The 12,228-nt window shown below is 36.8% G+C and carries 10 protein-coding genes and 1 pseudogene; 8 read left to right on the forward strand and 3 right to left on the reverse strand.

Features of this window, described 5'->3' with window-relative positions; genetic code table 11:
• Window positions 1–141 precede the first annotated feature (141 nt).
• The 7 genes and pseudogenes from clpB to ACNQGD_RS08050 all read left to right on the forward strand — a co-directional run bounded on the left by clpB (window position 142) and on the right by ACNQGD_RS08050 (window position 6,453).
• On the forward strand, window positions 142–2,745 hold the full coding sequence (gene clpB / locus ACNQGD_RS08020; RefSeq protein ID WP_417998925.1) for an ATP-dependent chaperone ClpB: 2,604 nt from the start codon (window positions 142–144) through the stop codon (window positions 2,743–2,745).
• 628 nt (window positions 2,746–3,373) lie between these two features.
• Window positions 3,374–3,622 (forward strand): hypothetical protein, encoded by a 249-nt coding sequence (locus tag ACNQGD_RS08025; RefSeq protein WP_417998926.1) that lies wholly within the window; start codon window positions 3,374–3,376, stop codon window positions 3,620–3,622.
• 32 nt (window positions 3,623–3,654) lie between these two features.
• Window positions 3,655–4,114 (forward strand): annotated as a pseudogene (gene tnpA, locus ACNQGD_RS08030) (IS200/IS605 family transposase).
• Between the two features lie 134 nt (window positions 4,115–4,248).
• Complete coding sequence (locus tag ACNQGD_RS08035) at window positions 4,249–4,848, forward strand: nitroreductase family protein (protein ID WP_417998928.1); 600 nt, start codon at window positions 4,249–4,251, stop codon at window positions 4,846–4,848.
• Between the two features lie 237 nt (window positions 4,849–5,085).
• The gene (locus tag ACNQGD_RS08040) at window positions 5,086–5,331 is read left to right on the forward strand and encodes a hypothetical protein (protein WP_417998929.1); all 246 of its coding nucleotides are present in this window, start codon (window positions 5,086–5,088) and stop codon (window positions 5,329–5,331) included.
• Window positions 5,331–5,624 (forward strand): type II toxin-antitoxin system RelE/ParE family toxin, encoded by a 294-nt coding sequence (locus tag ACNQGD_RS08045; protein WP_417998943.1) that lies wholly within the window; start codon window positions 5,331–5,333, stop codon window positions 5,622–5,624. The genes ACNQGD_RS08040 and ACNQGD_RS08045 overlap by 1 nt, the downstream gene beginning before the upstream one ends.
• A 181-nt stretch (window positions 5,625–5,805) precedes the next feature.
• Window positions 5,806–6,453, forward strand: a complete 648-nt coding sequence (locus tag ACNQGD_RS08050; RefSeq protein ID WP_417998930.1) for an HAD family hydrolase — start codon at window positions 5,806–5,808, stop codon at window positions 6,451–6,453.
• A 35-nt stretch (window positions 6,454–6,488) separates the two neighbouring features.
• On the opposite strand, the gene ACNQGD_RS08055 is transcribed toward ACNQGD_RS08050, so the two are convergent.
• A complete protein-coding gene (locus ACNQGD_RS08055) occupies window positions 6,489–6,956 on the reverse strand; it encodes an OsmC family protein (protein WP_417998931.1) in 468 nt (155 codons plus the stop codon).
• Window positions 6,957–7,156: 200 nt separating this feature from the next.
• Here ACNQGD_RS08055 and ACNQGD_RS08060 point away from each other — a divergent pair, with 200 nt between their 5' ends.
• On the forward strand, window positions 7,157–8,026 hold the full coding sequence (locus ACNQGD_RS08060; protein ID WP_417998932.1) for a DUF808 domain-containing protein: 870 nt from the start codon (window positions 7,157–7,159) through the stop codon (window positions 8,024–8,026).
• Window positions 8,027–8,407: 381 nt separating this feature from the next.
• Here ACNQGD_RS08060 and ACNQGD_RS08065 read toward each other — a convergent pair whose 3' ends face one another.
• The gene (locus ACNQGD_RS08065) at window positions 8,408–11,611 is read right to left on the reverse strand and encodes an ice-binding family protein (RefSeq protein ID WP_417998933.1); all 3,204 of its coding nucleotides are present in this window, start codon (window positions 11,609–11,611) and stop codon (window positions 8,408–8,410) included.
• A gap of 25 nt (window positions 11,612–11,636) precedes the next feature.
• The coding region (locus ACNQGD_RS08070) for a hypothetical protein (RefSeq protein ID WP_417998934.1) at window positions 11,637–12,228 on the reverse strand (592 nt) is incomplete at its 5' end.

Raw genomic sequence — 12,228 nt, forward strand, 5'->3', positions numbered from 1 at the left:
TATCTTATTTTAAGACATTTTGACTTTGAAATATGATAACAATCATGAAATTTCTGTCAATTTGTCTATATTATTATATTGGAATATAAATTGAATATTGATTCGCAAAGTTAGTCAAATAACACCAAAACAATAACCATCATGAACATAAATAAATTTACAATCAAATCCCAGGAAGCTATTCAGCTTTCCCAACAATTGGCGCAAAGCCACGGGCAACAACAAATAGAAAACGAACATATTTTCAAGGCTATTTTTGAAGTCGATGAAAATGTGGCACCTTTTATTTTAAAAAAACTGAACGTAAATGTGCCCTTGTTTCTTCAAATATTGGACAGCACGATTCAGAGTTTTCCGAAAGTTTCTGGAGGGGAAGTTATGCTTTCCAGAACTGCAAACACAACACTAAATGAGGCCGAGATTATTGCAAAAAAAATGAATGATGAATTTGTTTCTGTAGAGCATTTAATTTTAGCGATTTTTGATTCTAAAACTAAGGCTGCTCAAATATTAAAAGATCAGGGAGTAACCGGAAAAGGATTAAAAGCCGCTATCGACGAATTGCGAAAAGGAGAACGGGTAACCTCTGCCTCTGCTGAAGAAACCTATAATTCTTTAAATAAATACGCCAAAAATCTAAACGAATTGGCCCGTGCCGGTAAACTCGATCCGGTTATTGGCCGTGACGAGGAAATTCGCAGGGTATTACAAATTCTAACACGAAGAACTAAAAACAACCCAATGCTCGTGGGAGAACCAGGAGTGGGAAAAACCGCCATTGCCGAAGGATTAGCACACCGAATTGTAGATGGAGATGTTCCTGATAATTTGAAAGATAAAATCGTGTATTCCCTTGATATGGGAGCATTAATTGCAGGTGCCAAATACAAAGGGGAATTTGAAGAACGGTTAAAATCCGTGGTGAAAGAAGTGACTGCTGCCGAAGGTGATATTGTTTTATTCATTGACGAAATCCATACACTCGTAGGAGCCGGCGGTGGCGAAGGCGCTATGGATGCGGCTAATATTCTGAAACCGGCGTTGGCTCGTGGAGAACTACGTGCCATTGGGGCAACAACATTAGACGAATATCAAAAATATTTTGAAAAAGACAAAGCACTCGAAAGACGTTTCCAAAAAATAATGGTCGAAGAACCAGATACTGAAAGTGCCATTTCGATTTTACGCGGAATCAAAGAAAAATACGAAACACATCATAAAGTCCAAATCAAAGACGATGCTATTATTGCCGCTGTCGAATTATCGCAACGGTATATTACGAACCGATTTCTTCCAGATAAAGCCATCGATTTAATGGACGAAGCCGCTTCAAAACTGCGTATGGAAATCAATTCGAAACCGGAGGAACTCGATGTTTTGGATCGAAAAATCATGCAATTGGAAATTGAAATTGAAGCCATTAAACGAGAAAAAGATGAAAGCAAACTCAAAATTTTAGGAATGGATTTGGCGAATCTCAAAGAAGATCGCAACGAAATCTACGCTAAATGGAAATCAGAGAAAGATGTAGTCGATAACATTCAAAGCGTAAAAACGGAGATTGAAGACTTCAAATACGAAGCCGAACGTGCCGAACGGGATGGTGATTATGGAAAAGTAGCCGAAATTCGGTACGGTAAAATCAAGGAAGCACAAGAACGTTTAGCTTTTTTACTCAAAGAATTACAAGAAAACCAATCTGGAACTTCGTTGATAAAAGAAGAAGTTACCCGCGAAGACATTGCCGAAGTCGTAGCCAAATGGACTGGAATTCCGGTAATGAAAATGCTTCAGGGCGAACGAGAAAAACTACTAAAACTGGAAGATGAATTGCATCACAGAGTCGTAGGACAGGAAGAAGCCATTCAGGCGGTAAGTGATGCCGTGCGCAGAAGCCGAGCCGGATTACAGGATATGAAAAAACCAGTGGGGACCTTTCTTTTCCTTGGCACAACGGGTGTTGGTAAAACAGAATTGGCAAAAGCCTTGGCCGAATACCTGTTTGACGATGAAAATGCAATGACGCGTATTGACATGAGCGAATACCAAGAACGCCACAGCGTAAGCCGTTTGGTGGGTGCGCCTCCGGGATATGTGGGTTATGATGAAGGCGGACAATTGACCGAAGCCGTTCGTAGAAAACCGTATTCCGTAATCTTATTGGATGAGATTGAAAAAGCGCATCCGGATACGTTTAATATCTTGTTACAAGTCTTGGATGAAGGACGTTTGACAGACAACAAAGGGCGTTTGGCTGACTTTAAAAACACTATTATCATTATGACTTCCAATATGGGAAGCCAAATTATACAAGAGAAATTCGAAAATCTAAAAGGAAGTGTGGAAGCCGCCACCGAACTCGCCAAAGTAGAAGTGCTGGGATTGCTCAAACAAACAGTTCGTCCTGAATTCATCAATCGTATTGACGAAATTGTAATGTTCACACCTCTTACCAATGAAAATATTGCTCAAATTGTAGGCTTACAACTGAAAAATGTGACCAAAATGCTGGCACAACAAGGTATCACGATGGACGCGACTCCGGAAGCCATTGCCTATTTATCTGAGAAAGGATATGATCCGCAATTTGGAGCCCGACCCGTGAAAAGAGTGATTCAAAGAGATGTGCTCAATGAATTATCCAAAGAAATTCTATCCGGAAAAATAACTACAGACAGCATCGTTTTAATAGATGCCTTTGACGGAAAATTAGTTTTTAGAAATCAAACCGAGTTAGTGAGTTAAACCACTCATCAGTAAAAGCTTTGCCAAAGTTTTGAACTTTGGCAAAGCTGATAGAAAACATCAGTCGAAAGGCTGGTGTTTTTTTATGTCTTTTTTAGGAGCAGAACATTTCTAATTTTTCAAGACGAGTTGTCCCGCTGTCCGCAGTATCTTTTTAAACGCAACCCTAACCCAGTTCAAAACTTTGATAAGGTTAAAAGCGTTTATAAAAAAGGATACTTGCTTCCATCGGGGCTAAGTGATAACAACCTATCCAAAATAAAATCTTGATAAACAAACTGCTTTGGTAACCATTTAGATCTTTTATTAACCCTTTCCAAATGAAGAAGGTGAATAATTTGTAGTATATTATTTATATCTTAGCAAAACTATAAAAAGGGTAATTTTGGAGGAGTACTGATATGGGCCGAGCCGATGGCTCTTTATGATGCTGGAGTTTCTTTATATAAACTGGACTAAAGTCCAGCCTTACAAAATGAGTCGAGCCGATGGCTCTGAGACGTATGAATAAGTTCCATAGGAACGGCTCATATTGTAGCAACGGATTTTAATCCGTTGGTATCAAAAACAAAACGTATATAAAAGTTCCATAGGAACGACACATATTCTAGCAACGGATTTTAATCCGTTGGTTTTAAAAACAAAACAAAACGCATGCAAAAGTTCCATAGGAACGACACATATTCTACCAACGGATTTTAATCCGTTGGTTTTAAAAACAAAACAAAACGCATGCAAAAGTTCCATAGGAACGGCTCATATTGTACCAACGGATTTTAATCCGTTGGTTTTAAAAACAAAACAAAACGCATGCAAAAGTTCCATAGGAACGGCTCATATTGTACCAACGGATTTTAATCCGTTGGTATTAAAATAAAAACGAATAAAGATTCAGCTAAAAATATAAAAATGGCAAATACCTATCATCAAGTTTACATTCAAGCAGTTTTTGCAGTAAAGTATCGAGAAGCCGTTTATTAGTAAGGAATGGAAATCTATATTAATGGCGTAATTGGAAATTTGATTAATGAAACTGGGTGCAAAACCATTATTATTAATTGTTGAAGATCATGTGCATTGTTTCTTGGGATTGAAACCAGTGGTTTCTATTTCAGAATTGATGAAAACCGTTAAAGCAAAATCATCCAAATATATCAATGACCACCAACTGACAAAATCAAGATTTGAATGGCAGGAAGGTTATGGTGTTTTTTCGTATAGCCATTCCCAAGTTGATACTGTTTATAAACACATTGCCAATCAAGAAGAGCATCATAATAAGCAAACCTTCAAAGAGGAATATTTGGCGTTTTTAAATACGTTTGAAGTGCCGTTTGATGAAAGGTATATTTTTGAACATCTGACATAACTCAGGCTAGGCGAAGTCTCATGTACGCAGTCTCAAGTACCATTGCAAAATGCAAGTTCGCTACTATCAATCAAATGGTTTAAATCTATTATTGGCTTAACTTTACAATATTAAAACTTTTAAAAAACAGAGTCATGAATATTTTAGAATTAATAAAAAAAAGATACACTGCAAAGAAATACAACTCTGACAAGGTTATACCACAAGAAAAAATTGAAGATTTGAAAGAGGTTTTACGCCTCACTCCTTCCTCTATAAATATTCAACCTTGGAAATTTACATTTGTACAAAATCCAGAAATTAAAGCAAAATTAGCTTCTGTTTCTATGCATAATGAAGAAAAAATAAATCAAGCGCAACTATTAGTTGTATTTAGTGTAGCGGATGATTTGGATGCTTTTCAAAAAGTGGTAGACACCGAATTACCGCAAGCCAGAAGGGATTGGTACAATCAAATGAAAGCAAGTATGCCAGAAGCCGATTTGAAAATATGGTTGTCCAAACAAGTGTACATCGCCTTGGGAGTTGGTTTGACGGCTAGTGTTGCATTAGGTCTGGATTCGACAGCAATGGAAGGTATAGAATCTGATAAATACAGGGACATTCTTAATATGGCAGCTTACAAACCACTCTTTGCAATGGCCGTAGGTTACGGTTCGGAAGATGATTTCAACCGAATTGAAGTAACATCAAAATCCAGAAGATTACAAGAGAGTGTAATTGAAACTATTTAAACTAAAACTGATTAACCACCTTTAAATTCTAAGATAGAAAAATTCCAACTGTCCGAAGTTCTCCAGACTTCGAAATTGTCATATTTAAAATTCTTATGCTTAGACCTTTCAGTATTAAAAAAATCTATAAATTTAAGTTTCAAACAACTCTAAATTAGCTCGGGTTTATTTCGCCTAAAAAACAAAAAATATACAAACCAAAATAACTACCTTTGAGAGACTAAAAACAATGTAATCATGGGAGCTTTAGAGTTAAGAGACAGTATTTTAGAATCTATAAATACCGCAGATGAACGCCTTCTAAAAGTTGTTAAAGCGGCTATTGAAAGCTATCAAAAAGAGGAAACAGTAGCTTTTGCAGTTGAAGGTAAACCATTAACCCGAGCGATGTACAAATCGGAATTAGCAGAAGCAAAAGCAGAAATAAAACGAGGAGAATATAGTACGCAGGAAGATTTAGAAAAAGAATCTGAGAATTGGTAATGGATAAATTAAAAATTATCTGGACAAATACAGCCAAAGCACAATTAAAAACCATCTTCGATTATTATAATGAAAAATCAGCACAAGGAGCAACAAATGTAAAAGATGAGATTCTAAAAGTAACAAGAGAACTTCGTTATATAGAACAATATCAGCAAGACGAAATAGAACCTGAGTATCGAAGAATCATTGTAAGAGATTATAAATTGCTCTACAAAGAGGACGAAAAAGGAGTTGTATTTATAGCACGAATATTTTGCACTAAACAAAATCCAAATAAACAGTTAGAATAAAAAAGAGTTGAAATAGACTCTTTTTTTTATGAAATAACATCTATAGATTAAAATTATTAATCGAACTCAGGTTATAAATTTTTAATAGGACAAGAGAAGAAAACAATATCTCTACCTTTGGACAGGATATCCAAACAACAATCGAAAAACACATTCTTTCGATTGATTTAAAGAATAAAAAATGAAATTTAAAGGAATTATTTTTGATTTAGACGGAACACTGGTGAATTCTCTGGAAGACATTGCAGATGCGATGAACAGTGTCCTTCAAGGCCTCAACTTCCCTACTCACAATTATGATGCTTATCAATATTTCATTGGTAGTGGCCTTAGAAATTTGGTCACTAAAGCCTTGCCGGCAACACATAATGAGGAAACACAAATTGATCATTGTTACCATTTGATGGTTGACGTATATCGTGATAATTGTACACATAAAACAAAAGCCTATGATGGGATATTCGAATTATTAGACGAATTAAAATCACGCAATATAAAACTAAGTGTATTCTCGAATAAAGCAGATGACCTGACAAAGGAAATTACAGCAGCCCTATTTCCTGATTATTTTAATCCAATACTAGGTTTGACGACAGAATCACTAAAAAAACCAAATCCGTTTAAAACCGTGGAAATAAGTAAACACTTTGGATTAAAAGCAGAAGAAATCCTTTTCATAGGCGATTCCGGTATTGATATGCAAACGGCAACGAATGCTAATATGTGTGCCGTAGGGGTTTCATGGGGTTATAGACCAGAGGCAGAATTGCTTTCAAATGGCGCAAAATATGTATTAAACCAACCCGCTGATTTAATTGCTATTTTATAATAATTCTCCAAAAAAAGTAAATAGGCACAACCCATTTAATTTGTAGTTGCAGTTTCACAAGTTGGAAAGTGTATAATTGGAAAATTACACGAATTGGCTATAAAACAGAGTTGGTTTGCTTTTTTATGCAAGCTAAGTGCCTCCGCTATTTTTTCTTTGTTGCTGATACGCACTTTAGGATTTAGTTTAACTTCAATAAAACGGCCGCTACCGTCGGTCAAGACCTCCAGAGTTGCCTCGGCTTCGTCCGTATAGGAAACCACTTCGATGTCATTTTGTCCACAAACATACAAGTAAGACATCATGTGACAGGAAACCACACTGCTCAATAACAAATCTTCAGGATTGTACAAAGCAGGATCTCCTTGGAAGGCTTTAGCCGCCGAAACATGTAAAACAGCCTTGCCGTCAATCGTTATCCTATGGCTTTTAGTATACTTCGCCGCTTCCTTTTTAGAAAAAAGCCAATCTAATTTGGCTATAAATACATGTTTGAATCCCATACTTATTTTTATTTCAAAAGTAATTAAAAACAGTACTACAAATAAAGAAAGGTTTCGAGTGAATGGTAATTAAAAATTCACTCATTTTATTAATAGAGTACATCAAAAAGTAGTAGCTTCGCAGGAATAAACAATCAAAACGCGCAAATTAAATTTGGCTAGGCAATACCAAAATCAACGCAGTTTAAAAAACAATCAAAATGGCATCAGGTTTTTTCACACTATTAGATGATATCGCAGCAATCATGGATGATGTTGCAGTAATGAGTAAAATTGCAGCCAAAAAAACGGCAGGTATTTTAGGCGATGACTTGGCCGTAAATGCCGAAAAAGCTTCCGGATTTATTTCGTCAAGAGAACTTCCTGTATTGTGGGCAATTGCAAAAGGTTCATTCCTTAATAAAGTAATCATTTTACCCATCGCCTTTCTGTTGAGTGCATTTTTACCTGTGGCTGTTATCGTAATCTTAGTGCTTGGCGGGCTTTATTTAGCCTACGAAGGTGCCGAAAAAATATACGAATACTTCTTTCCGCATGAACATGCAAAGCACGAAATTTTAATGGAACCGATGACCGAAGAACAAATATTAGCTTTCGAAAAGGGAAAAATAAAATCAGCCATCGTAACCGATTTTATTTTATCAGTAGAGATTGTAATTATTGCACTGGGCACCGTAATTGGAAAGCCTATTTCATCACAAATACTTGTTGTTTCTATCATTGCAATAATCGCAACTGTGGGTGTTTACGGGATTGTAGCTTTAATTGTCCGAATGGATGAAGCAGGTTTAAAACTGATTCAACTAAGTTCCAAAGAAAAAAGTTTTACAAAAACGATCGGTACTATTCTGGTACAAGCACTACCAAAGGTCATCAAAAGTCTATCCGTAATAGGCACAATCGCCCTGATATTAGTGGCAGGTGGCATATTTGTACATAATATCGATTTCTTACATCATGTATTACCGCAATTACCGGCCATCGTAACCGAATTTTTAATCGGTCTTACAATCGGTGGAATTGTATTGGGAATTGTAACCCTGTTCAAAAAGATCATTAGAAAAAAGTAATCAACACGAAACTGAAGATATTTTAGCGCTGTAGATAATTTAAAAGCGGTATTAGTTTATATAAAACCAGTCCTTAATTTAATACGACACCTTGAACTTTGTATACATGACTTGGTTACAGACGCTCAGCAAGTAATACATTTCTAAAATGCAAGTCGTTGTAGTAACTCGAACACGCAAATATAAACTATTAGCTAGCAAGGATTTGACACCTGTAGCCATAAACTCTTTCAATTATATTCACTTTGTAGTAGTGATTAATAATTTGAAACAATATACCCCGAGACAATTTAACATAAACCTAAGGTGTAATTAGTGATCTTAAATTTTTATGATGTGGTCAGTCGAAATCACGAATAATTCACAAAAAAGAATATAATTTTAACGCACTTTAATAAGGGTAAGAATTCTGTTTTGTAGTTTTAATTTTCCTAAAGAGGTCTTCCATCTAATATCGATTGACTGACCTTCTAATACATTTGCTATGGCGAGTAATGAAACATCTCCCCGATCTCCCATTTTTGTTCGGGTTGAATTGGGTATTAACACTCCATTTTGATAAATGCTAAAGCTCGTCAATGCTCCTCCTGAATCAGCTTCAGGTGTAAAAATAGAACCATTAACTACTGTTGGAGAAACAAAACCAGTAACCGCTCCTGCGTTCGTACCGATATTTCCTGTAATTGTGGAAGTTCCAGTATTATTAATTGCTCCAGAAGACGTAAATAAGGCATAACCACTTAATTCGCCTAAATTTACCGAAGAAGAACCTGTAGGTATCGTTATTGTACTTGGACCAATAGCAATCGCTCCTCCATTACTGAATAATCGTCCCTCGAGTGTACTTCCTGAACCAATTGAAGCTGCAGCATTATAGGCAAAAAGTGTGCCTACCATTTTAGTTGTGGCAGCGATTGTCATTGCTCCGGCTGAAGTGGCGACCCAAAAAACATTTGAAGCCTGTGCTCCACCTATTAATTTAACGACTGTATCTGCTCCGGTGGCCAATGCTCCGTGTATTTTAAAAATAAAGATATCATTAGCCGTTCCGTTCAAAGTAAGTGTTCCTGCTATTGAACCAGCGCCACCGATAGTATATACACCGGCAGAAAGAGTTTCTCCGTTTCCAAATGTAGCAGCGTGGCTTGAATTTGTTGTTGTTGCATCAATGAGTTTTTGATAAGCCGTCGATAAATCTGCAATTCCTCGGGCAGTTGTTCCTGCGGATGAACTTACAAATTGACCATTGAACATGACAGAATATACCCCTACACCTGGATTTATGCTCATTCCTTCGACCGCTACTTCAGTTGTTGAAGTTGTAGCTATTTCTTGACTTGCATTTACCGATTGATATCCGTTAGTATTGGCCAATACAAAAGCGGTAGTGGCAATTTGGTTTGTATTTGTTAATGCGGTAGCTGTTGGTGCCTCAGGTACTCCTGATAATATTGGAGATTCTGATAAAACAACTTGTAGCTTTCCGGTCGTTGCAATTTCCTCTACTGAACCTGATCCAGAAGTTGTTCTGCCTAAAATAGTATTGGAGGTTATATTTTGAATTTTGGAATAACTGACACTTCCATCTAGAATTTTATCGCTATTAATGGCATTCGTACTTATTGTTAAATTGCCGGTATTATTTAGGCTGGCATCTCCGTACAAGGCAACTTCTTCAGCCAGATTATTGCTATTTCCCACTAAAATACGTCCCTTTTCCAAAGCGTTAATACTATCAACCTGAGATTCTAATTTTATAGCGGCGGCACTATTGACTGCTTCCGCAGCTTTCGCCCTTGTACTTTCGGCGGCTATATTCAATCCTAAAGTTTGATCTGCAACAATGCGATTATTTGTCTCTGCTGTCACATTTGTTCCAATAGTCCCATCAATATAGGTTTTTACCGCTTTTACCGAAGGGTATTTTAAATCAGAATCGGGATCCAAATTTAGATCCAAACTTTTATTGGACAAGGCCTCTTTTAAATCTAATGCTTCAGAAGTAGCGATCGAAAGTGCCTTATTTGCATCGCTGGTATTGTCTACATCAGACAAGGAAAGATCTGTCTTAGTCAATACAACTGTTCCCGTTCTTCCATTAATTGACTGAATGCCCCCAGTGGGAGTTAGTAACTCAACCCAATTACTCAAAACTCTAGCATCTACTTTTGATAAAATATAGTTTTTATTGGTATCGGTTCGAATTACTGTTGTTCCAATTATTGCTATCAAAGCCAGCATCTCAGACTCCGAATTTACGACTTCGACTGCACTTACAGATATAGACGGGATTTGAGAAGATGGGATTTTACCATTTGCATCTAAACTAGCTGCTCCAGAAGCTTGCCCTATTTTACTGCTATCCAACTTTAAATTCAGCGCATTTTTAGCCGCACTGGATAGCGGTTTATTGACATCACTTATATTATCAACATTGGCCAGACCCACTTTAGACTTATTGATGCCGGATGCGACTTTACTATCTGTTACCGCATAATCTGCTAACTTTGAATTCGTTATCGCGTTAACCGTTATCTGAGGTACCAAAGCCGTTCCGGACAAATCGCCCGCTAATTTTATTTTACCGGTTGCAGAAACCGTAGCGTCGGCAGTTGCTGAAAGAACCTGATTATCAATATAATTCTTTGCAGGGGTCGAAACCGGTTTATTTAAATCGGATGTATTGTCTACGTTATTTAAAATCAAATCTGTTTTGGTGAATGAAACGTTTCCCGTCTTTCCATTAACGGATTGCACGGGGGGAGCTGGTGTCAAGAGTTCTACCCAATTAGAAAGGATACTAGCATCAGGTTGGGATAAAACATAATTCTTTTTCAGATCCGTACGAATAGCTACACTACCAACAATACTATTTAAGGCTCTCATTGCTGATTCAGAAGAAACTACACTTACTGAAGTAAATGATATTGAGGGAATTTGATCCGATGGTATTTTTCCTGATACTAAACTCGCCACACCATTTAGAGCGCCTTTAGCACTTATATCTAATTTTAAATTTAATTCCGCCTTTGTAGCATCAGATACTGGTTTTTCGGCATCAGAACTGTTATCAACATTTGACAAACCCACTTTTGATTTATTAATACCTGGAGCAATTTTGAGGTCGGTAACTGCTGCATCATAAATCTTTGCGTTTGTAATTGCATTATTGGCAATAGTGCTTACGCCATTACTATTTATCAATAAATCACCGCTTATTGCAACAGGCACCGCTTTGGACAAAGCATTCCCAATAAGCATTTTACTCTCAGCCAGTTGCGAATCAAAAAGAGGTTTCCACGAATTTTTGATCCAAATCACTACTTCTGAGCCGCTGCCTGCAGCACAATCCGTACACCAAAGCATCAAGCCTTCAGGCGGGTTAGCAATTTGATCTCTTTGAATTATTGTCATTCGAGGAAGCAAAAATCCTTTGGTTGTACTTTCCAATTCTAAAACAGCCTTGTCATTAATTGCACTTGAATTCTCACCAAATTTTTGCATTATTTGTGCAGAAACACTGTTGGCACAAAGCCAAAGCAAAACGAGATAGAAAAATGTTTTAGAAAATGAATTTGTACGCATTTTTTTTAAAATTTAATATGGAAAATTAGTCAATAATATACCAATTAGTGCCATTAGATTGTACTCGCATTGTTTTTGGGTAATCCAGAGAAGAAATTTGAGTATTTTCTGTAAGTTTTAATGCTGGGCTTATCATCAACAAATTTGTGGACTCATCTGTTTTACGAATTACGTAAATTTTTCCTTTCGTTTCTGATGCTAAAGGTAAAGTTAATTGAAAAGTTCCCGAATTGTTATTACATAAAATAGTGTAATCGGAAATTGTAGCCGTGTAGCTAGCCGTTATCGTGCTTATGGCATTAAAAGTAGAATAGACATCAACATAGGTTTTTACCGCTTTTACAGATGGAAATTTAACATCCGAAGCTTGATCTGTATATATATCTTTTGACTTATTAGCTATATCTTCTTTTAATAAAATGGCTGCAACGTTTGCTGTAATTGCTGTTGCTTGTTCAGTAGTGATTCCAACCTTCAACGTATTGGCAGCAATTTCACTAGCCTGACCAGCAGTAATTCCAGTTTTGGCATTGTTGGCCGTAATGTCTGAAGCTTGTTGTGTCGTGATTCCTACTTTGGCCGTGTTCGCTGTAATTGCTGTTGCTTGTTCAGTAGTG

It is taken from the genome of Flavobacterium glucosi, assembly GCF_048286535.1.
GTDB lineage: Bacteria > Bacteroidota > Bacteroidia > Flavobacteriales > Flavobacteriaceae > Flavobacterium.

Bases quoted from the DNA above. Each gene is read 5' to 3' on its own strand.
- ACNQGD_RS08065 (WP_417998933.1), bottom strand. From the start codon at position 11,611: ATGCGTACAAATTCATTTTCTAAAACATTTTTCTATCTCGTTTTGCTT.
- ACNQGD_RS08060 (WP_417998932.1), top strand. From the start codon at position 7,157: ATGGCATCAGGTTTTTTCACACTATTAGATGATATCGCAGCAATCATG.
- ACNQGD_RS08045 (WP_417998943.1), top strand. From the start codon at position 5,331: ATGGATAAATTAAAAATTATCTGGACAAATACAGCCAAAGCACAATTA.
- ACNQGD_RS08035 (WP_417998928.1), top strand. From the start codon at position 4,249: ATGAATATTTTAGAATTAATAAAAAAAAGATACACTGCAAAGAAATAC.
- ACNQGD_RS08040 (WP_417998929.1), top strand. From the start codon at position 5,086: ATGGGAGCTTTAGAGTTAAGAGACAGTATTTTAGAATCTATAAATACC.
- ACNQGD_RS08055 (WP_417998931.1), bottom strand. From the start codon at position 6,956: ATGGGATTCAAACATGTATTTATAGCCAAATTAGATTGGCTTTTTTCT.
- clpB (WP_417998925.1), top strand. From the start codon at position 142: ATGAACATAAATAAATTTACAATCAAATCCCAGGAAGCTATTCAGCTT.
- ACNQGD_RS08050 (WP_417998930.1), top strand. From the start codon at position 5,806: ATGAAATTTAAAGGAATTATTTTTGATTTAGACGGAACACTGGTGAAT.